This window comes from Tabrizicola sp., from assembly GCF_051645465.1.
Taxonomy (GTDB): Bacteria; Pseudomonadota; Alphaproteobacteria; order Rhodobacterales; family Rhodobacteraceae; genus Tabrizicola.
Genome location: NZ_JBOFBI010000200.1, coordinates 1 through 20,589 on the forward strand (window position 1 = coordinate 1; position 20,589 = coordinate 20,589).

Genomic DNA, 20,589 nt, shown 5'->3' on the forward strand with positions numbered 1-20,589 from the left:
TGCGATACGCCAGTTCCGCAAGACCCTGAACCCGGCGGCCTCAGTTGCCGCTGTGGTCGTGCCCCTGGTGTTGCGGCGAGTGGCCCGCGTGTTCGGAGATCGTTGCGATGCGCGACTTCTGTTCGTCGGTCAGCAGCTCGCTCTGGAATTTGTCGAACCCGCGCCAGCCAGCTTCGGCGGCGGCGTTGATCTCGGCCTTCGAGCCGCCGAGGGCGTTCTTCACATAATCGCCCATCTGCGCGCAGCCGTTCTTCAGCTGGCGGACAGTACTTCCAGGCAGGTTTGCGATCCAGGCGTCGGGATCAATGAACTCGTCGCAGCCGCTCGGGGTGGCCAGCATCAGGCCAAGGGCGGCCTCCATCGATGCACCTTCGGCATAGTCCGCGGGCAGGCCAAGCTTGAGATAGGCGAGGGTCCGGTTGTGGTCGGCGAAGACGCCGTCGGGGTTGGGGATGACCCAGACATGGGCCATGGCAAGCCGCCCGCGATTGTCGCCCTTGCTGCGGTATTCGTCATCGAGCCAGGCATTCGCGAGCCAGTTGAGAAAGGGCCGGTCGGCGGTGGCGCCGGCCACGAAATCCTCGACATTGTGGACGTGCCAGCGGTCCTTGCTGCCTGTAAAGCCCTCGGGCACCGGTTCGCCCTCGGCAATGCGCACGACGAAGGCCACGCCGGTCAGGACCTGCCGTCCGCCGATTTCGGTGTACATGAGGTTGCTTGGCCGGGTGAAATCCAGTGCGTCGCCGGAAACATAATCCGGGCCATCGGGGTGCACGAAATGGAGGCCCATCAGCGGCTCGTCGCCGCCGAAGGGCTTCCAGCCGTCCTGCAGGGCGGCCTGATAGCTTTCAAAGGGCTGCACCGCCTGCAGCACCATCTGCACCTCTTCCCGCGCGGATTGCGGGAAGGCTGGGGCTGCGAGCGTGGCGAGGGCAGTAGCGAGGGCAAGGGCGCGCATCGGATACCTCTGCAGTTGTCCGGCGGGCAAGATAGGGTAGGCCGGGATGGCCTCCAAAACACGTTCCCCGGATCAGGCGGATTTCTGCTGCGGGTTGGCCGACCCGCAGGCGTCAGATTGCCAGCGCGCGCAAGGCCGCTGTGAGGTCGATCGCACCGTCATAGAGCGCGCGGCCCGAGATGGCCCCGGCGATCACGCCGGTGTCGCGGAGGGCGAGGAGGTCGTCCATCGAGGCGACGCCGCCGGAAGCGATGACCGGGATCGTGACAGCTCGGGCGAGGGCTTCGGTCGCGTCGATGTTCGGGCCCTGCATGGCGCCGTCGCGGTCGATGTCGGTGTAGATGAGAGCGGCGACACCGGCGTCCTCGAAGCTGCGGGCAACGTCGGTGGCCATGACGTCGGTCTCGGTCGCCCAGCCCTTGGTGGCGACGCGGCCCTTGCGGGCGTCGATGCCGACCGCGACCTGTCCGGGAAAGGCCTTGGCCGCCTCACGCACGAGCGCTGGGTTTTCCACTGCCACGGTGCCGAGGATGACGCGGGCGAGGCCCTTCTCCAGCCACATCGCAATGGTGGCCATGTCGCGGATGCCGCCGCCAAGCTGGCAGGGGACGGTGACGCTGGAAAGGATCGCCTGAACCGCCGCGCCGTTGACGGGTGCACCGGCAAAGGCGCCGTTCAGGTCGACGAGGTGCAGCCATTCGCAGCCTGCGGCCTGGAACTTGAGCGCCTGCGCGGCGGGGTCGTCGCCGAAGACGGTGGCCGCCTCCATCTCACCGCGGAGGAGCCGGACGCACTGGCCGTCCTTCAGATCGATGGCTGGGTAAAGGATCATGGAGCCCCCGCTGCGGTCGCGCGGTCTTTGGCACGGGTCGTCCGGAATGAAAAGGGCAGCAAAGCGACCCCACGTCACGCTTGATCGGTTGCGCGGCTGGCGCGAAGCATGGGCGCAGGGACACTGTGAGGAGGACACCCATGAAGATTTTCGCTTTTGCCGCAGCACTTGCGGTCCTTGCCGGCGCGGCTTTTGCCGATCCGGTTGAAGGCATCTGGCAGACGAAGAAGGACGACAACGGCAACTTCGGCCATGTGCAGATCACGGCCTGCGGGTCGGCGTTCTGCGGCACGCTGATCAAGGCCTTCAACGGCGAGGGTCAGGAGATCGAAAGCGACAACATCGGGCGCAAGATCGTCTGGGACATGGTGCCCTACGCGGACGGCCTTTACGACGACGGCCAGATCTATTCGCCCGATCGCGACAAGACCTACAACGGCGACATGACGCTGTCCGGCAACAACCTGTCGGTGCGCGGCTGCGTGCTGGGCATCTGCCGCGACGGCGGAACCTGGAAGCGGGTGAAGTAAGCCGCAGGTTCCGGGTCGTCGCCTTGGGGCTTTCCTGGGAGGAAAGGGCAGGGAGGCGACCATGCGCGGAACTGACTGGATCATGCTCTGGACCCTGTCCCTTCTCTGGGGCGGGTCCTTTCTGTTTGTGGAACTTGCTTTGGCGGGGCTGCCGCCGCTGACCATTGTCTGGGGCCGGGTGGCGCTTGCGGCGGTGATCCTGTGGGGCGTCATGCGCATCACCGGCTCGGTGGTCCCGCCACGACGCGTGTGGCCTGCGCTTCTGGTGATGGGGTGTCTTAACAACGCGGTGCCGTTCACGCTGTTCGTGCTGGCACAGGGGCAGATCACCGGGGCGCTGGCCTCGGTCCTGAACGCGACGACACCTTTGTTCACAGTGTTGGTGGCGCATATCGCGACGGCTGATGAGCGGTTGACGGCGGTCAAGGCGGCCGGGGTCGGGCTGGGGTTTGGCGGTGTGCTGGCGATGATGGCGGGCGAGCGTCTGGACGGCGCAGTGCTGGCCATGGCGGCCTGCCTGGGCGCCGCGGTGTCCTATGCGGTCGCAAGCGTATGGGGCCGCAGGTTCCGTCAGGCGGGTCTGGCGCCGCTGGCAACGGCCTGCGGGCAGGTGACGGCGAGCACACTGCTGATCACGCCGCTCTGGCTTTGGGTTGACCAGCCGTGGCGGATCGCCGTGCCGGGGGCGGGGCCGGTTCTGGCGGTGGTCGGACTTGCGGCTTTGTCGACGGCGCTGGCCTATCTTCTCTACTTCCGGATCCTCGCCTCTGCCGGGTCAACTGCGATTTCGCTTGTCACGTTCCTGATCCCGCTCAGCGCTGCGGCCATGGGCTGGGCGGCTCTGGGCGAGCGGCTGGAGCTACGGCATCTTGTCGGGCTGGCGCTGATCCTTGCAGGCCTGGCGCTGATCAAGTGGCGACGGGCTGCAGCTGCGTAGCGGTCAGGGCGTCCAGCGCAGGAAGTTCGCGATCAGGCGAAGGCCGGCGGCCTGGCTTTTCTCGGGGTGGAACTGGGTGCCGATGATGTTGTCACGCCCGACGATAGCGGTGATCTCGCTGCCGTAGTTGCAGAAGGCCAGGCGCTGCGCTGGATCGGCCACGCGGAAGTGGTAGGAGTGGACGAAATAGGCGTGATCGCCCGTCGTCAGGCCGTCGAGGACCGGGTGGGGACGTTCGATCATGAGGTCGTTCCAGCCCATGTGGGGGACTTTGAGGCCGTGGTCGGTGGGCTCGATCCTGACGACGTCGCCCTCGATCCAGCCAAAGCCTTCGATCAGGCGATATTCGTGCCCGCGCGAGGCCAGCATCTGCATGCCGACGCAGATGCCAAGGAAGGGGCGGGCTTTGCGGATGACGGCCTCTTCGATGGCCTCGAAAAGTCCGCCATAGGAGCCAAGGGCCGCGCGGCAGGCCGGGAAGGCGCCGTCGCCGGGCAGCACGATGCGGTCGGCCCGGGCCACGTCTTCGGGCCGGGAGGTGACAAGGATGTCGCCGCCGCCGACTTCGGCCGACATGCGCTGGAAGGCTTTCTCGGCCGAGTGGAGGTTGCCGGAGTCGTAGTCGACGAGAACTGTTAGGCTCATGGGTTGGGCTTTCGGCCGGGCTACAATTTTTCGACGAAAAATTGGGGTCTCTTCGTCACAGCGCACCCTTGGTGGAGGGAAGCGCGTTGCCGAGGCGGGGGTCGGTCTCGACCGCTTCGCGGAGCGCGCGAGCGACGGACTTGAAAGCGGCCTCGGCGATGTGGTGGCTGTTCAGGCCGTGGATCTTGTCCACGTGCAGGGTGATGCCGCCATGGGTGCTGAGCGCCTGGAAGAACTCGCGGACAAGCTCGGTGTCGAAGGTGCCGATCTTCCCCGTGGGGAAGTCGACGTTCCACACAAGGTAGGGGCGCGCGGAGAGGTCGAGGGCCGAGGCCACCTGCGCGTCGTCCATCGCCAGCCGGAAATGGCCGTAGCGGCGGATGCCACGCTTGTCACCAAGCGCTTTTGCCAGCGCCTGACCAAGGGCGATGCCGGTATCCTCGACCGTGTGGTGGTCGTCGATGTGAAGGTCGCCCTTTGCCCGCACGGTAAGATCGATCAGGCTGTGGCGCGCAAGCTGGTCGAGCATGTGGTCGAAGAAGCCGACACCGGTCTTGCAATCATGCGTGCCGGTGCCGTCGAGATTGACGGTGACCGAGATTTCGGTCTCGGCGGTCTTGCGGTTGACCTTCGCGTCGCGCATGGCGGGTTCCCCTGGTTTCGGGCGCGTTATAGGGCGGGCGGGGGAAGATGGGAAGGCGGGTCGGGGCGGGTGGTGCCCGGCTTAAGGAGCGCGCGCGGGACACGGACCGACGAAGAGTTCCGAGCCCACACTATATATATAGTGTACGTGGTCGCATTGTTCGCAACTTGTGGACGATCCAGCCGCCTTTCCTTCTGCCCTGAAGCGCAATCGCCCGGTTCCTGAAGCGCGATCTGATGCGTACCAGACACGAATGCATTTCCCCTTTGCCAGATTCAGGGCATAAAATGGCCCAGAGTTATCGCAAGACATTCGCGACGGCGCCTGACAGGGGCGCCGGGGCCAAAGTTGGAGTTTCAGTTCGTCATGGCTGGTATCTACCCGGTTCTTCTGTGCGGCGGATCTGGCACCCGGCTTTGGCCTGTCTCACGCAAGAGCTTTCCCAAGCAGTTCGTGCCGCTTGCGGGGCAGGGCACGCTGTTCCAGGCGGCAGCGGGGCGGATGCAGGGCGCGCCGGGGGTCGCGGCACCTGTCGTCATCACCAATTCCGACTTCCGGTTCATTGTGTCCGAGCAGCTGGCGGCGGAAGGCATCCGGCCAGGCGCCATCATGATCGAGCCGACTGCGCGCAATACCGGGCCTGCGATCCTGGCTGCGGCGGTTCATCTGGCAGCGACGGATCCCAAGGCGCTGATGCTGGTCATGCCGACCGACCACAGCATTCCTGACGTCGATGCGTTCCGCGTGGCGGTCGAGGCTGGCGTGCCGCGCGCGGCGGCGGGCCGGATCGTGACCTTTGGTGTCCGCCCGGACCGGCCCGAGACCGGCTTTGGCTGGATCGAACTGAAGGCGGCGCCAGAAGATGGCGCGTCGCAGCCGGTGCAGCGCTTTGTCGAGAAGCCGGTGCTGGAGAAGGCGCAGGCGATGCTGGCCGAGGGGCGCTACCTCTGGAATGCGGGTATCTTCCTTATGTCGGCAGAAACGCTGATTGCGGCCTTTCACGAGCATGCGGCTGATCTGATCAAGCCGGTGACCGAAGCGGTTGAGGGTGCGCGGGTTGACCTCGATTTCCTGCGGCTGGCGGCAGAGCCATGGGCAGAGGCGCGCGACATCTCGGTCGACTTCGCAGTGATGGAGAAGGCCGGGAACATCGACGTCGTGCCGCTTGGTGCGGCCTGGTCGGACCTTGGCGACTGGAACTCGGTCTGGCGGGAGAACGGCGGGGACCGGGCGGGGGCGAAGGGCACGGTCACGCAAGGGGCTGTTACGGCGATCGACTGCGAGGGCAGCCTTCTGCGGTCGGAAGTCGAAGGGCAGCATGTCGTGGGGATCGGGCTGCGGGATCTGGTCGTCGTCGCGATGCCGGATGCGGTGCTGGTCGCGGATCGGGCGCGGGCACAGGATGTGAAGGGCGCCGTCGCGCAGCTGAAGGCCCGCTCGGTCCGCCAGGCGGAGGTCTTCCCGCGCGATCACCGGCCGTGGGGCTGGTTCGAGACGCTGGCGCTTGCCGACCGCTTCCAGGTCAAGCGGATCGTGGTCAAGCCGGGCGCGGCGCTGAGCCTGCAAAGCCATATCCATCGGGCCGAGCACTGGGTCGTCGTCTCGGGGACGGCGCAGGTTACGGTGGGGGACGAGGTCAAGCTTCTGAGCGAAAACCAGTCGGTCTACGTGCCGTTGGGCGCGGTGCATCGCCTGGCCAATCCGGGCCGGGTTCCCGTTGTGCTGATCGAGGTGCAGACCGGGGCCTATCTTGGTGAGGATGACATCATTCGCTACGAGGACATCTATGCGCGTAGCGACGACCCGGGGACCTCGCGATAGGTCTTGCTTCTGGGCGGCCCGATTGACCTCGCGGTGGTGGGGCGGGCCGGACCATGAATAGCACACTGACCTGCGCATTTGCCGTGTGGAGCCCCGGACTTGGCGACAACAACGCGGGCGGCTGGATCACGGTCGCTGCCTATCTTGCGGCTGCGGGGGCTTCGGTGCTGGCGGCACGGGCGCTTGCGGGGGACGAGGCGGGCTTGCGGCGCGAACGCGTGTTCTGGTGGGTGTCGGCTGCGGTCCTTCTGTTTCTGGCGGTCAACAAGCAGCTGGACCTGCAGTCGCTGTTCACGGCAATCGGCCGTTGCCACGCCCAGCTGACCGGCTGGTATGGCATGCGCCGGACGGTCCAGGAGTTGTTCATCCTGGTTCTGGCGGCGGGCGGTCTTGCAGGTCTTGGCGTCATGGCCTGGTTGCTGCGCGGTATCCTTGGTCGGGTTTGGCCTGCACTGATCGGACTTGGCTTCGTGTGCGTGTTTGTCCTCATCCGGGCTGCGAGCTTTCATCACGTGGACGAGCTTCTTGGAAGCTCGGCGCTTGGTCTGAAGGTGAACTGGCTGCTCGAGTTGCCGGGGCCGCTCTTGGTTGCGGCAGTGGCGCTGCATCGTAGGAAGGTCGGGGTTGCCACCCGCGCCGAGGCCTTGGCGAATCAAGATCGGCGCGTTTAGGGCGGTTCGGGTACCTTATTTCGCGCCCACGGCCCCTGGACCATGGCGAACGGAGCACATTAACGGAGAATTCACCGTTTCAGGAATCCACACAATCGGGCCTCCGAACGTGGTCAGCGGACGTACTTTCCGGACGTGAATCTGAGGCCGTGATCTGCGTCTGGAAAGCGGCGTTTCGGGGGCGGTCGTTAAAAAACGAAGAAAATCAGAGCGGTGCTTCGGAGGCCGGGTCGGTTTGTGGCAGGACTGTTCTTGGAACGGCCATAATCTGTTTTACAACCCTGTTTTCCGGCAGGCCTCAGCACACAACCTGAGCGTGTAACCCAATGAGAAGTAACCACTTTCCGTGCGTTTTGTCACCTTCGTGCGCATTGCGGTCGGCGCTTACGGATGGTAAACCTGACTTGTAGCGAGTGGGCATTGCAGCGTTAGATCGTGACATTGGAGCGGCGGATAGAACGCCGCGTCCGGAGATTAGACTTAGCGATTTGTACCCTTGTGGAGGCGTTACGGATGGACGTTCGTTCAGGGATAGTCGAGCATGATTTTGAGCGGCCGTCCGTAGGTGTCAGAGACACCTGGGTACGGCCCCACAAGGATCGGCTTTACCGCAGGATACTGAAGCGTTGGATGGATGTCGGCTTTGTGCTTCTGGCGCTTCCGATCGTTCTTCCGGTGCTGTTGGCGCTGGTCGGGGTCCTTAAGGCGACCGGGCATTCGCCGTTCTACACCCAGGCACGCGTCGGTCAGGGCGGCCGGACGTTCAAGCTGTGGAAGCTGAGGACGATGGTTCCCGATGCTGATGCCCGCCTGCAGGACTACCTGAAGAACGATGAAGCGGCCCGCCAGGAATGGGACGCCTTCCAGAAGCTTTCGCGTGATCCGCGCATCACTGACTTCGGGCAGTTCCTTCGCAAGAGCTCGCTCGACGAGCTTCCGCAATTGTGGAACGTGCTGGTGGGCGACATGAGCCTTGTCGGCCCGCGGCCGATGATGGTTGACCAACAAGAGCTTTATCCCGGCGTAGCATATTTCGCGCTTCGCCCCGGCATGACAGGCACGTGGCAGATCTCGGATCGGAATCAATCGACGTTCGCGCAGCGTGCAGAGTTTGATGCCGACTACGACCGGAACCTGTCCCTGCTCACGGATTTGAAGATCCTGCTGGCGACCGTGGGTGTCGTGCTCCGGGCGACTGGGAAGTAAGCATCTGAGCGGATCGCTGGTCGGGCGGGTACTGCCTGATCCATGCCATCAGCAATACGCCTGGTAACAGGATAAACGCACCTACGGTGGGATAGGCGATCGCGACCAGCCAAAGCGGAAACTCATAGGCAAGAAGGGTCGCGCAAACGCTTGCGGCGCCCAACATTGCTACAAGTACCAGTCCCAAAGCCATCCCGGCCCCCTTGGTCGGACAAAATCCCTTAGCAGTCATTCGCCGTCAGAACTTAAACTTAGGCCGCTCACATCACTTCGTCGAGATTTGAAAGCGACCAAACGTCTGAAAGTACTCGCTTCGTTCGGCAGTTGGCGAAACTTGGCCTATAGTTGTTAAGAGAAAATGAATATTACCGCCGATAGTTCGTGTATTCTCGTCCGCCACCGCGCCGGTGGCATTGCAGTAAAGCTTGCAGTTTACACGCGCGCGAAGCTGCCGTTGCGGCTCGCGCGGCTGATTCTGATGCTGTGCATCGCCGCGAAGAAAAGCATGGCAAGGCTGCAAAACGCTGGATAAGCGGCGAGCGTGACCCACGTCGGCAACGAGAGTACCAAGGTCGATACCATCACGAGGACACCGACTGCGGCCGACAACAAGACGTTCCCTGCAAGCATTTGCGCAACCCCCACGCGAACAACATCTAAAGTTTGCGCGCTATGCGTGGCAAGATTGTGGCCGGGCTTGGGTGAAACTGAGTCAGCGCATTGGACGTAGCGTCACCACGGAAACGGGCTTTCCGCACGTCTGGCGATGCCCGGCTCCTGGGCGCAGGTGCGAGCTGTAGCTTCGGGCCGCACAACGCCAGGCGAGCTGCGGAGCTTGGTTTTCGGGTTAACTATTTGAATAAATTTACATATCTGTCATGCGCCGGGCGCGAACCATCTGTCGGCTGCGGATGTCTGGCCGATTGGCCAACCGACAAGCGATACCCATTGAAAATAAGGAAGAATTCTGACGAAAGGACATCTCTATCAACGCAGCCAACCTGCGAGGAATGCCTTTCTTTTGTCGTGCCGCGCCTGCATGGTACGCGCGGCACAGTCTATGGGGTCGGCGATTGATCAGTACGTACCGAAAGCTATTCCTGCTTCTTGACCGGAGGGAGCGATACCGCTTCTGGCTGCTCACCGGTGTCATGGTTCTTGTCGCGGCGGCTGAGATCGCGGGTATCTCGGCGGTGCTGCTGCTTCTGAACGTTCTGGCCGAGCCGTCGTCCATCAGGACGAGCGCGACGCTTGATGCATTCTACACCCGTTTCGGATTTTCCAGCGACTTTGCGTTTCAGGTCTCGCTTGCGGTCGTGGTGCTGTGCGTCATCGTGTTTGGCTTGGTGGTCAAGGCATCAGGCACTTACGTGATGATCCGCTACTCGACGATGCGCGGCTATACGATTTCGAGCCGCCTTCTGGCGGCCTATCTGAGCCAGCCCTATCCCTGGTTTCTGCAGCGCAACAGCGCCGAGCTGGAGCGGAACCTGCTGTCGGAAGTTGACGGGCTGATCGCACGGGTGATCACGCCCTGCCTGCGGCTTGTGTCGAACAGCCTGATGGTTCTCGCGGTCCTGGTCTTTCTGTTGCTGGTCGATCCCTGGGTGACGCTTCTATGTGGTGGAGGTCTGGGTCTTGGCTACGGGCTGATCTACCTTCGCATTCGCGGGCAGATGCATCAGGTCGGCCAGGACATGATGGAAGCCTTGCAGGCGCGGTTCCTGGTGGCGCAGGAGGCGACGGGTGGCATCAAGGATGTGAAGGTTCTGGGTCTGGAGCAGGTCTACGTCGAAAGCTATTCGACCGCCGCCTACAAAGCCGCCCGATCGCTCGCCCGAATGGGGCTGGTGTCCGAGATGCCGCGCTTCATTCTGGAGGGGATCACCTTTGGCACACTGGTGACGCTGGTCCTTCTGTTGTTGTTTCGGAACGGCGGCAATGTCACCGAGATCGTCCCGACGCTTGGGATCATCGCTTTCGCCACGATGCGGCTTCTGCCGTCCCTGCAGCAGATCTACTTCGCGCTGGTGCAGATCCGCGGTGCTGGCCCGGTGCTTGACGCGATCGTTGCCGACTTTGCAGAGGCCCCCGTACAGCTTAAAGCCGAGCAGATCAGGACCACCCCGATGAAGCTTGAGCGGGAGCTGGCGCTGGCGAACGTGAGCTTTGCCTACGCCACGGCGGAACGGCCCACCCTGCGCAGCGTAAACCTGGTGATTCCGGCGCGGACGACCATCGGCATTGTGGGTGGAACGGGTGCCGGCAAGACGACGCTTGTCGATCTGATCCTTGGGCTTCTTACACCGCATGAGGGCGCGATCCAGGTGGATGGAGTGGCCGTCACGCCGGAAAATCTGCGGTCCTGGCAGGCTTCCATTGGCTATGTACCCCAGTCGATTTTCCTGACCGATGACACCGTCGCGGCCAATATCGCGTTCGGCGTTCCAAAGGCCGAGATCGACATGGCCGCGGTCGAGCGCGCCGCGCGGGTAGCGGCTTTGCATGACTTCATCTTGGCCGAGCTTCCGTCCGGCTACGATACCCTGGTCGGAGAGCGGGGCGTTCGGCTTTCCGGAGGGCAGCGGCAGCGGATCGGGATCGCGCGCGCGCTTTACCGCGATCCGACGCTTCTGATCATGGACGAAGCGACGTCGGCCTTGGACAACATCACCGAGCGGGTCGTGATGGAGGCGGTCCAGCGCATCCGTTCTGACAAGACGATCATCCTGATCGCGCACCGGCTGACCACTGTGCAGACCTGCGACACCATCTTCGTCATGGAGCGCGGGAAGCTTCTGGCGCAGGGCAGTTATGATGAGCTACTCGCCGGAAGCGAGGTCTTCCAGCGTATGGTCGCCGGAAGCACCCAGGAGGCGGAGGCCTCGGCGGACGCCTGAACGCGCAGCGCGAATGACCTATCTCGCGCTACCCGGATGGTCCGCGCTTCGCGACCGCCGCTTCTGCTGGCGGGCCTCGTCCTGCATGAGCCAGGTGGCACGCTCAGGCTCGGCAAAGAGAAAGCCTTCGGATGGTTGGCTTGCCTGGGCGTCCTTTGTGCCCTCGGTCGCGGACTGATCGCGCCATAGCACATAACCGGTCACCGCACCGGCCATGAGCCAGACATAGTTGACCAGCCCCGAGTTTGGCAGGAGGTCAACCAAAGCCGCGCACAGAACCATTATCAGCCCCGGCACGAGATACGACGGTTCCGACGTCTTCCGCCGCAAGGCAAAGAACAGGATCGGGATAGTGAGAAGCCCGAAACGGCCGACGTAGCCCAACCAGCCAAAGACGCCGATCAGGCCGATCCAGGTACCGTCGGTGGTGCTGGTCATCTCGCCGGTTTCGGGATCAAAAAGCGCGTGTCGGCCCCAGCCTCCCCAACCGGCAAGCGGTTTCTGGTTGGCGTGGTCCAGAAGTGCGTCTTCGTTGTCGAGCCTGAACTTCAGCGAGCCCGCCCGGTCTTCGTTGATAGAGAGGACATAGCTGTGGACCTCATCGACCGGAATCCAGCCGGCGCCTCGCAACATCGGGTAGAACATCACGATGGCTGCAACGGTGACGGCAAGTGCGACTTGCGGCCTCCGCCCCAGAAAGAAGGTCGCACCCGCAAAGCCCGCGGCAATCATCAGCGCCCCGAGGTTCTTTGACAGGAAGAGCGCGATCATGAGCCAGGCCGCCGCAAAGACCCAACCATAGGCCGTGCGTCCTTCGCGGCGGGCTTCGCGGAAAAGGGCTATCGAGGCGATCACCGCGATGCAGAGGAAGATCCCGACCATCAGCCCGTGCGAAAGAAAGACAACGGGACGGAAACCGCCGGCACGGATGTGCTGCGCGAATTCGTGCGGGAAAAAGCCGTAGATCCAGTTGTGAAGCTGCGGGCTGATCCTGACTTCGAAAAGCACGGGGAACGTGTAGATGAGCCCGCCCAAAGCGAGAGCTTCCAGAATGGCGCGATGCCCGTCGCGTGAGTGCAGGTAGCGAAAGCCCAGCCAGAACGGGATCAATGAGACCAGAACCTGCGAAATCAGCCCGAAAGAGTCGTAAAGCCGCAGGCCCGGCAGAAAGACGCGTCCGTCAATCACCGGCTCGGTGTTTTGCAGAACAGTCAGGATTGGGGAAACGACGACGAGGGTGACAAGACCCAGAACGATTTGCCGTCCAGTGCGGGCGGAAAGATCGCGTGACGCTGTCTCACGGGGCCCGAAAGTGGCGCACAGGAGCAGCGCCGAAACCGCCGTCACCAGCGTCTTGTCGATGGCGGGCAGCATCGGGAGCTTGATGTAGGTTGCCGAGGGCAGAAGAAGATGTCCGCCGACGATCGCCCAGACCAGGGCCTTCTGCAGCGGAAGCAGCCGGAAAAGCACCAACGCAACGATCGGCCAGCTGAAGAGCGCCAGATAGGCAATGGTATTCGGCATCCCGACCCGCTTGAAAGCAACTGGATGCATCTGTTGTAGCCGGTCTGCACGCCAAGGAAAATGTAAACCCTTCATCGGGCGACCCTTGGCGGTCACTTGTTTTGGAACGCTTTCCCTTGGATGCCGGGTGGTTTTGTGCATGCTGGCGCAGCAGCAGTTACGGACGCCCCGGGGCCCAGAGATTGACCGACCAGTTCGCAGAGCCCAGCAGCCTTGGCGCTGTGATCATCGGCCGCAATGAAGGCGAAAGGCTCGTTGCCTGTCTGGCTTCGTTTCCGCAGGACGTGCGTCCGCTGGTCTATGTGGATTCCGGCTCGACCGATGGCAGCGTGGCCGCTGCACGGGCTGCGGGAGCGACGGTTGTCGATCTGGACATGACATTGCCCTTCACCGCGGCCCGCGCGCGGAATGCGGGCTTTTCGCGGTTGATGGAAGAGGGTGCCCCGGAATTCGTTCAGTTCATCGATGGCGACTGCGTGTTGCAACCCGGCTGGCTTCCTGCCGCCCGCATGTTCCTGATCGAAAAGCCAAAAGCAGCCGTTGTCTGCGGCAGGCGTCGTGAGATTCACCCCGAGGCCTCGATCTGGAACCGGCTTTGCGATGCGGAATGGAATACTCCGGTCGGGCGGGCAAAGGCCTGCGGTGGGGATGCGTTGATGCGGACCGCTGCGGTGCGCGAGGTCGGGGGCTATGATCCGCAGCTGATTGCAGGGGAAGAGCCTGAGCTTTGTGTGCGCTTGCGCGCGGCGGGGTGGGAGGTCTGGCGGATCGACCAGGAAATGACCTTGCACGACGCAGCGATGACGCGGTTCGGGCAATGGTGGAAGCGGACCCGCCGTGCTGGCCATGCCTTCGCCGAAGGGGCCGCGATGCATGGTGCGGCACCCGAGTTCCACTGGGTGACCGAGACCCGCCGGGCCGTTGTCTGGGGGCTTCTGCTGCCTCTGGCCGGGGTTGTCGGGAGCCTCGTAACGCCCTGGGCCGCAATGGTTTTTGCAGCCTATCCGCTGCAGGTCTTGCGGCTGTGGCGGCGGATGGGGTGGGAGAGGGCCGTGTTCGTGACGCTCGGCAAGCTTCCGGAAGCGGCGGGTGTCGTGCAATATCATCTCAACCGTGTCCTGCGCCGCCGGGCTGGCCTTATCGAGTATAAGTGACGGGAATTTCACATGGCTTTGTCGGTACTTCTGCCTGCTGCGCGCCGCATCTTTCCGGGCAATTCGCCGCGTGCGCTGATCACTCAGGCGAAGATGGTGCTGGCGGGTATGAAGGAAGCACCGCTGGTGCAGCAAATTCTACAACCGCCCGCCGGGAGCGCGCTGGAGCGGGTGACGCGGCAGAGGCCGCATATGATCGGGGCGCTTATGTGGCCCTATATCTCTGCCTCGTTTGATGCGGGGGAACGGCTGCGTCGAATTATCTCGCATTATCAGGTGGTTGACACGCTGGGGCCGCCCTTTCAGTTTGACTGCGACGAGCGGCTTGTGCTGGTCGACCTCGGTGACCTCCTGCCGGGGCTGCGGCTGGTGCTGGATCAGCCGGAGTGGTTTCTGCGCGAGGGTGGGCTGACGCTGAACCTTTTCATCGACAGTTTCCGTGCGTTTTCAATAGCTTTCTCGTTGCGGCGTGAGGCGGACGGGCGGCTGACAGCCTGGATCGGCGGGATTCAGGGGCGGAACCGGGATGACATGCTGGAAACCTACCGGATGCTGACGAAGCTTCTGCATGGTCTGAGGCCGCGGGACTTTCTGCTGGACGTTCTGAAAATGCTGCTGCGTCAATGGGATGTGGGCGCGCTTTACGCGGTCAGCGATATCTCGCGGCACCACCGGCATCCCTATTTCGGCGGGGCAAAGACGAGCAGCCAGAACTACGATGACATCTGGACGGACCGGGGTGGAACGCTTGTAAACAAAGACTTTTTCGAGCTGCCGCTGTCGGCGGAACGCCGCGATGAAGCGAGCATCAAGCCGAACAAGCGACCGATGTACCGCAGGCGCTTCGAGTTCATGGATGAGCTTGAAGCGAGGCTGTTGGCTGAGTTGCCGAAGGTGCGGCCGACCCGGTTCGCGGACAGCTGAGCCGGGCCGGGATCGGGCGGTGTGTGGTGGGGTTAAGGAGAGGTGAACGAGAAAGGCGAGACGCGCTGGAGCGGCGGTTGATGCAGGTCGCAACTTATTGAGAACGCAGGGTTGATCTTTCACCTTTCGAACAGCCTGACGATCTTGGTTTCGTCTTGGTTCGATCTCTTTTCCGTCTCGGCCTAGGTCTCGCTTTTGGGGCGTTAACTATGTGGCGCGAATCAGACCCATCGGTAGGCCCCCACCCCCGGCCCCTCCCCACGGAGGGGGAGGGGAGGCGCGGGTTGCGGACGTCATGCGCTCTATCCGTCCGGGACATGAGCCCAGGCCGGATCGCCATCAGGGCCGGAGCCGCCCGCCCGATCCGCCGTTGCGAAAGATCTCGGCCAGCCAGGTGCCTTCCCTGGTGATGTCGAAGCCTGCTTCCACGGCCCTGTGGCCGGCGTCGCCCATGAGTGCTGCCAGATGCGGGTCGTCCATCAGCCGGATCATCCTGTCAGTCAGGGTCGCCACATCACCGGGCGGGATGGCGTAGCCCGTCACGCCATCCTCGACGAGTTCCTGCACGCCCGCGACGCGACTGGCGACGACGGGGATGCGGCTGGCGAGCGCCTCCATGTAGACGACCGGCAGGCCTTCGGCGAAGGAGGGTAGGACCAGCATGTCGGAGCTGGCCAGAAGTTCGGCGACTTGGCCCTGCGTCATGAAGCCGGCGAAACGGACCGCGCCGCTGATCCCCAGCTCGGCGGCGCGCGCTTCGGCCCCGGCTCGGGCGGGGCCGTCGCCGGCAAGCGTCAGCGTGGCGTCGGGGTGGGCTTTCAGGACCTCGGCCATCGCTTCGATCAGGAGAAGCGCGCCTTTCACGGGGTCAAGCCTGCCGACAAAGGCCACCCGCTTGCCGAAATCGCCCGGTGGTTTCCGGCTGTAGGCCGAGAGGTCAACGCCGCAGTGGACGATTGTGATCTTGCCCCAGTGCTCGGGCGCGGAGAAGAGCATCAGTTGCGAGCGGCAGAAGTGGGTGATGGCGACCACGAACCTGGCGCGGGCGATCTTTTCGTTGAGGGCCCAGCGGTCGACTTCGAAGAAGATCGCTGGCCCGTGTTCGGTGAAGCTGAAGGGGATGCCCGCAAGCTGGGCCGCAAGGACGGCAACCGAGCAGCTGGAATTGCCGAAGTGGTTGTGGAGGTGGCGGACGTTGTTGGCGCGGAGGTGGTCGGCGAGGACTCCGGCCTCGAGAAAGTAGAAGAGCTGCCAGAGCAGGGCTTTCAGACCCGGCGAGCGCATCCGGACGGCCAGGGCGAGGGTCGAGAACCAGGTCTTGGGCGACCGGGCAAAGGCGCGGCCATGCGCTTTCAGAAGGCGGAGCGGATTGCGGGCGGCCTCGATGACATAGAAGGTTTCGTCACGGGCGCGCTGTTCTTCGATGCCCTTGAATTCGGTGGCCGGAGGTTTGCGGATCGAGCAGGTCAGGACCTGCAGACCGTTTGCACGCAGCGCCTGAACCTCGCGCAGGATGAAGGTGTGCGAGACTTTCGGATAGTCGCCGGTCAGATAGGCTATTGGCCCGTTATCGTTCATTCCGGTTCCCTACCGCGCAAGCTTTTGCAGCCACCAAAGCCACCAAAAGACCTTTCCCGCCCCTCCGACCGCCGTCAACTGAAGGCGGGTTGAGAGTGGCGCCGAGAACGGCCAGGTGACAAGCGCCGCAATGCCGTAGAAGTTGAACTGAGCGGCACCGACAGCCATCCAGAACTGGACCCGCAACAAGCCAAGCAGACCTCTGGCGCCCCATTCTACCCGGCAACGCAGCTGTCCGTCATTGAACCGGCGCCGACGCAGGAACTGGATGGTCATGCGCCGTGGCGGCACGATTTCGCGGACAAGCGCCTCGGGGCACCAGATCATCGGTACGGTGTGCTGATCGACCAGTTGCCGGAACAGCCAGACATCCTCGCCCCCGCTGTCGAAAGAGATGTCGAACGGAGGGTCTACCAGTGCCAGAACGTCACGGGCAAACATCGAATTGCCCGAGCCGAGATAGGCGCGCAGATGGCAGATGTCCTGCCCCGACGCGACGGGCAGGCGTCGGCTGAAAACGCGATCAAGCGACGATAGCAGCGCTTCGGGCGGGGTTTGCTCGAAAATGGGCTCAACGGCGCCAAAGACGGCCTTGTGCCCGCGAGCTGCGGCGGCGGCAAAGGCGTTGAGCCAGCCGGGGGCCGGTTGCTCATCATCATCGAGGAAAATCACATATGCGCCCCGGGCCTCGGCCACGCCGCGATTGCGGGCCTGGGCGACGCCAGTGCGGGGTTCGTGGATGTAGCGGACAAAGGCGGGGGCATCGGCAGCGGCGGGCTTTGCGGAGGCTTCGGGCGAGTTGTCCACTAGGACCAGCTCGACCGGCGCATCCACCTGGGCGATCTGCGCGGCGACGGCCGAAAAGAGCGGTGGTAGATAGCTTTCTCGGCGGAAGGTCGGGACGACGATGGAGATCGTGCGCCCAGGGGCTTTTGCAAAGTCAGGTTGAACTGGCACTTCTGCGAATGACTCCTGGGCGAAAGCGGCGAAAAATCCCGGCCAAAACGGGTGGGGCAAAGACTATCTGCTTGACGGCGAATGAACAATCGCCTGTCAGTTTTGACGATAGCCGAAGAGTTGTGACCTGAGGATGGCGGAGGGAGAGGATTGTGACTGAAGCTTCGTCCGTGTTGGCTGATGCGAGTGTCGATCCGCTGGCGCTGGTCAGTTTCCCGACAGAAGCGGCGCTTTTGGCCGACATCGAAGGGCGGCTGCGCGCGGGGCGGGGCTTTGCGGTGGCGACGCTGAACCTGGACCATATCGTCAAGATGCGGCGGAGTGCCGGGTTCCGCAGGGCCTATGCGGCGCACAGTCATGTGGTGGCTGATGGCAACCCGATCGTCTGGCTGGCGCGGTTGTCCGGGCGGCCGGAGGTGAGCCTGGTGCCCGGGTCGGAGCTGATTGCGCCGATGGCGGCGCTGGCGGCGCGGGTGGGGGTGCCGCTGGCGTTCCTGGGGTCGACCGAGCCGGTGTTGGAGGCGGCAGCGGCTGCGTTGCGGGCGGATCATCCGGGGTTGGAGGTGGTGGCCTGTCTGGCGCCGCCTTATGGGTTTGATCCGGAGAGCCCGGCGGCGGACGCGCTGCTGGATCAGGTCGCGGCATCGGGTGCGCGGATCTGCCTTCTGGCGCTGGGGGCGCCGAAGCAGGAGGTGCTGGCCGCACGCGGGATTGCGCGGCATCCGGGGCTTGGGTTTCTGTCGATCGGCGCGGGGCTGGATTTTATTGCGGGGCATCAGACGCGGGCTCCGGTCTGGGTGCGGAAGATCGCGATGGAGTGGCTTTGGCGGATGCTGAGCAACCCAAGGCGTCTGGCGCGGAGGTATCTGGATTGCGCCTTGGTGTTGCCGTCGCTGACGGCTAAGGCCTGGGCTACGCGGAAGGTGCGGCGATGACCATTGAAATCGGACGGAAACGGGCAGGACTGGGCTACGTTTGTGGTGGGCACTTTGACTGAAGCTGTTGAAACTCCGACCGTTCTGACCGTGCTTCTGAACTGGCGGACTGCCGAGATGACGCTGAAGGCGGCGGATGCGGCTGAGGTCGCGATGGAGGGCATTCCGGGCGGGATCGTGGTGGTCGACAACGACTCGGGTGATGGGTCGTTCGAGAAGATGAGCGAGGCGCTGAAGGACAGGCTGCGGTTCCGGGTGGTCCAGTCGGGGCGGAACGGCGGGTTCGGGGCGGGGAATAACGTGGGGATCCGGCTTGGTCTGCCGGAGGGGCGTCGGCCGGACTTTGTGTACATCCTGAACTCGGATGCGTTCCCGGCCCCCGATGCCATTCGGCATCTGCTGAGCTATCTGCAGGCGCATCCGAAGGTCGGTCTGGTGGGAAGCTACATCCACGGGCCGGATGGCGAGGCGCATGTGACGTGCTTCCGGTTCCCGTCTGTCGCGTCGGAATTCGAGGGCGCGGCGCGGACGGGGCCGATCTCGCGGCTCTTGGCCAGTCGGAAGGTGTCGATCGGTGTGCCTGAGACGAGCGGGCCGGTCGACTGGCTGGCCGGGGCGAGCATGATGATCCGGGAAGAGGTGGTGCGGACGGTTGGCGTCTTTGACGAGACGTTCTTCCTGTATTTCGAGGAAACCGATCTTTGCCGCCGGGCGGCTGAGGCGGGGTGGGCCACGCATTTCGTGAAGGAAAGCCGGGTCGAACATATCGGGTCGGTCTCGACCGGGATGAAGACGTGGAAGCGCGTGCCGGGGTACTGGTTCGACAGCCGGTGGCACTATTTCAAGAAGTCGGGGGGCTCGTTCCGGGCGGTTGTGGCAACGGGCGCGCATCTTGCCGGTGCGATGATCTTTCGCGGGCGGCGGCTTCTTGTGCTGAAGGGTTCCGGCGGACCGCCGCACTTTCTGCGGGACCTGGTCGGTCATGCGTTCCGTCGGTTGTTCGTGCGATAGGCCGTGTGGCCAATGGTCAGGGCCGGATTTCGAAATCCCGGCTTAGCGCGATGAAGACGCCGGGCGATTCCGAACGTCCGTCGCCGTCGTTGCGGACGCGGTAGTTGAGGCCGCCGCTCAGGCCCCAATCCTGGGTGAGCTGGCGGGTGTAGGTGGCCCCAAGCGTGACCTGCTCGATCCGTTCGGACGCGGCGTCGCTGAGTTCGTAAGTCGCGTCGAGCAGAATGCCCGAGACTTCGTTGACGTCCTTGGTCCAGCTAAGCGAAAAGACCGACGCGGTGACCTCTTCGCTGTCATCGGTGTCGAAGCTGACGCGGCGCTCGATGTCGAGGCCAATGCTGCCGTCGGGCAGAGCGCGGCTCCACCGGAGACTGCCGATAAGATCGGTGCCGGTTGCGTCGGCATGGGTTATGCCCAGCCGCGCTTCGACCGCATCCACGGGAGTTTCGAAGATTCGGCCAAGCTCGAACGTCTCGCGCTGGCCTTCGTCCGCGTCCGTCGTGACGCGCAAAAGCGCGGAGGCCGTGCCGACGGGCATGTCGTAGGTCAGGTTGATTAGGGCATCCGGTCCGCGGTCGCGGTCGACAACCCCGAACTCTTCCGTCTCGGTATCTGTGTAGCCAAGCTCCAGCCCGAGATCGAGGCGTTCGCTGACGGAGTAGTCAAGCCCTGCGAAAACCACGGTTTCTTCGGTCGTGGTGTTTGCCGTGTCGTCTTCCTCGCGTTGCCGGAAGCGCAATCCGAGCCGACCGGTCGCAACTTCGGAGAAGTTGAAGATGACAGCGACATCGCCGCGGGCTTCGCGGGTGTCGATCAGATCGGTGCTTGTCGTGTCGCGGAAGTCGGTCTCTTCAAAGGCGACGCCAAAGGCAAAGCCGACGGATGAGGTTCTGCCGACTTCCAGCCTGGCGGACAGGCTATAGTCCGTTCGGCGGCCAACTTCGTCTGTATCGGCAAGATCGTCAGCGAACGCCTCAACATCGTCCGAGCGGAATTCTGCGGCTATTTCGAGTATGGCCGCGGGCACCTCACGGCTATAGGCGAAGTTCAGGGCAGACCGTCCGAAGTCGACCTCGGTTCCGGACGAGCCATCGGCGTTCTCGATAATCGCTGCGCCGGTCGCAGAGAACTCCAGCCGGTCCAGGGCGGTTTCGCTGATCAGGCCGAAGGTCAGCTGCGTGACGTTTGCGACTTCGGTTCCGGTTGCCGGGACAGACAGGTCGGCGTTGCGGGTGACCTCAAGCCGGTTCTCGATGCCGAAAACCAAGCGCAGCCCGCCGTCCTGTGCGAACCCCGAAAGGGGTGTCAGGACTGCGCAGATGGCGCAGAACCCGCCGCGGACTGGGCCGAACCGGAGCATCCG

General features: G+C 63.6%; 19 protein-coding genes. 11 read left to right on the forward strand and 8 right to left on the reverse strand.

Annotated features, from left to right (window positions below):
• Window positions 1-40: 40 nt before the first annotated feature.
• Together ACRCSW_RS12750 and hisA are read right to left on the reverse strand one after the other, a co-directional pair.
• Window positions 41-958: a hypothetical protein gene (locus ACRCSW_RS12750; RefSeq protein WP_438705599.1), complete on the reverse strand. Its 918-nt coding sequence runs from the start codon at window positions 956-958 to the stop codon at window positions 41-43.
• 112 nt (window positions 959-1,070) lie between these two features.
• The gene (hisA, locus tag ACRCSW_RS12755; RefSeq protein WP_438705601.1) at window positions 1,071-1,790 is read right to left on the reverse strand and encodes a 1-(5-phosphoribosyl)-5-[(5-phosphoribosylamino)methylideneamino]imidazole-4-carboxamide isomerase; all 720 of its coding nucleotides are present in this window, start codon (window positions 1,788-1,790) and stop codon (window positions 1,071-1,073) included.
• 140 nt (window positions 1,791-1,930) lie between these two features.
• On the opposite strand from hisA, the gene ACRCSW_RS12760 reads away from it, so the two are divergent.
• Window positions 1,931-2,320, forward strand: a complete 390-nt coding sequence (locus ACRCSW_RS12760; protein WP_438705603.1) for a DUF2147 domain-containing protein — start codon at window positions 1,931-1,933, stop codon at window positions 2,318-2,320.
• A 61-nt stretch (window positions 2,321-2,381) separates the two neighbouring features.
• Window positions 2,382-3,257, forward strand: coding sequence for a DMT family transporter (locus ACRCSW_RS12765; RefSeq protein ID WP_438705605.1), 876 nt, complete (start codon window positions 2,382-2,384; stop codon window positions 3,255-3,257).
• A 3-nt stretch (window positions 3,258-3,260) separates the two neighbouring features.
• Here ACRCSW_RS12765 and hisH read toward each other — a convergent pair whose 3' ends face one another.
• Together hisH and hisB are read right to left on the reverse strand one after the other, a co-directional pair.
• On the reverse strand, window positions 3,261-3,902 hold the full coding sequence (gene hisH, locus ACRCSW_RS12770) for an imidazole glycerol phosphate synthase subunit HisH (protein WP_438705607.1): 642 nt from the start codon (window positions 3,900-3,902) through the stop codon (window positions 3,261-3,263).
• Window positions 3,903-3,957: 55 nt separating this feature from the next.
• Window positions 3,958-4,545, reverse strand: a complete 588-nt coding sequence (gene hisB, locus ACRCSW_RS12775) for an imidazoleglycerol-phosphate dehydratase HisB (RefSeq protein WP_438705609.1) — start codon at window positions 4,543-4,545, stop codon at window positions 3,958-3,960.
• A gap of 366 nt (window positions 4,546-4,911) precedes the next feature.
• Between hisB and ACRCSW_RS12780 the strand changes: the two genes are divergently transcribed.
• The 5 genes from ACRCSW_RS12780 to ACRCSW_RS12800 all read left to right on the forward strand — a co-directional run bounded on the left by ACRCSW_RS12780 (window position 4,912) and on the right by ACRCSW_RS12800 (window position 11,143).
• Complete coding sequence (locus ACRCSW_RS12780) at window positions 4,912-6,366, forward strand: mannose-1-phosphate guanylyltransferase/mannose-6-phosphate isomerase (RefSeq protein WP_438705611.1); 1,455 nt, start codon at window positions 4,912-4,914, stop codon at window positions 6,364-6,366.
• A gap of 53 nt (window positions 6,367-6,419) precedes the next feature.
• Entirely contained in the window at window positions 6,420-7,037 is a 618-nt protein-coding gene (locus tag ACRCSW_RS12785) for an isopropylmalate isomerase (protein WP_438705613.1), read from the forward strand.
• A gap of 630 nt (window positions 7,038-7,667) precedes the next feature.
• A complete protein-coding gene (locus tag ACRCSW_RS12790) occupies window positions 7,668-8,243 on the forward strand; it encodes a sugar transferase (protein ID WP_438705642.1) in 576 nt (191 codons plus the stop codon).
• 358 nt (window positions 8,244-8,601) lie between these two features.
• On the forward strand, window positions 8,602-8,775 hold the full coding sequence (locus ACRCSW_RS12795; RefSeq protein ID WP_438705615.1) for a hypothetical protein: 174 nt from the start codon (window positions 8,602-8,604) through the stop codon (window positions 8,773-8,775).
• A gap of 541 nt (window positions 8,776-9,316) precedes the next feature.
• A complete protein-coding gene (locus tag ACRCSW_RS12800; RefSeq protein WP_438705617.1) occupies window positions 9,317-11,143 on the forward strand; it encodes an ABC transporter ATP-binding protein in 1,827 nt (608 codons plus the stop codon).
• 18 nt (window positions 11,144-11,161) lie between these two features.
• Here the strand turns inward: ACRCSW_RS12800 and ACRCSW_RS12805 are convergent, their stop codons facing one another.
• Entirely contained in the window at window positions 11,162-12,667 is a 1,506-nt protein-coding gene (locus ACRCSW_RS12805) for a hypothetical protein (protein WP_438705619.1), read from the reverse strand.
• Window positions 12,668-12,849: 182 nt separating this feature from the next.
• On the opposite strand from ACRCSW_RS12805, the gene ACRCSW_RS12810 reads away from it, so the two are divergent.
• Both ACRCSW_RS12810 and ACRCSW_RS12815 read left to right on the forward strand, forming a co-directional pair.
• Window positions 12,850-13,821 (forward strand): glycosyltransferase family 2 protein, encoded by a 972-nt coding sequence (locus ACRCSW_RS12810; RefSeq protein ID WP_438705621.1) that lies wholly within the window; start codon window positions 12,850-12,852, stop codon window positions 13,819-13,821.
• A gap of 12 nt (window positions 13,822-13,833) precedes the next feature.
• Window positions 13,834-14,745 carry a VirK/YbjX family protein gene (locus ACRCSW_RS12815; RefSeq protein WP_438705622.1) on the forward strand — a complete coding sequence of 304 codons (912 nt, stop codon included), beginning with the start codon at window positions 13,834-13,836 and terminating at the stop codon, window positions 14,743-14,745.
• A gap of 339 nt (window positions 14,746-15,084) precedes the next feature.
• Here the strand turns inward: ACRCSW_RS12815 and ACRCSW_RS12820 are convergent, their stop codons facing one another.
• Together ACRCSW_RS12820 and ACRCSW_RS12825 are read right to left on the reverse strand one after the other, a co-directional pair.
• Window positions 15,085-16,323: a glycosyltransferase gene (locus tag ACRCSW_RS12820; RefSeq protein WP_438705624.1), complete on the reverse strand. Its 1,239-nt coding sequence runs from the start codon at window positions 16,321-16,323 to the stop codon at window positions 15,085-15,087.
• 9 nt (window positions 16,324-16,332) lie between these two features.
• On the reverse strand, window positions 16,333-17,280 hold the full coding sequence (locus ACRCSW_RS12825) for a glycosyltransferase family 2 protein (protein ID WP_438705626.1): 948 nt from the start codon (window positions 17,278-17,280) through the stop codon (window positions 16,333-16,335).
• 152 nt (window positions 17,281-17,432) lie between these two features.
• On the opposite strand from ACRCSW_RS12825, the gene ACRCSW_RS12830 reads away from it, so the two are divergent.
• Window positions 17,433-18,215, forward strand: coding sequence for a WecB/TagA/CpsF family glycosyltransferase (locus ACRCSW_RS12830; protein WP_438705628.1), 783 nt, complete (start codon window positions 17,433-17,435; stop codon window positions 18,213-18,215).
• Between the two features lie 54 nt (window positions 18,216-18,269).
• Entirely contained in the window at window positions 18,270-19,226 is a 957-nt protein-coding gene (locus tag ACRCSW_RS12835; RefSeq protein ID WP_438705630.1) for a glycosyltransferase family 2 protein, read from the forward strand.
• A gap of 16 nt (window positions 19,227-19,242) precedes the next feature.
• Here ACRCSW_RS12835 and ACRCSW_RS12840 read toward each other — a convergent pair whose 3' ends face one another.
• On the reverse strand, window positions 19,243-20,586 hold the full coding sequence (locus tag ACRCSW_RS12840; RefSeq protein ID WP_438705632.1) for a hypothetical protein: 1,344 nt from the start codon (window positions 20,584-20,586) through the stop codon (window positions 19,243-19,245).
• Between the last annotated feature and the right edge of the window lie 3 nt (window positions 20,587-20,589).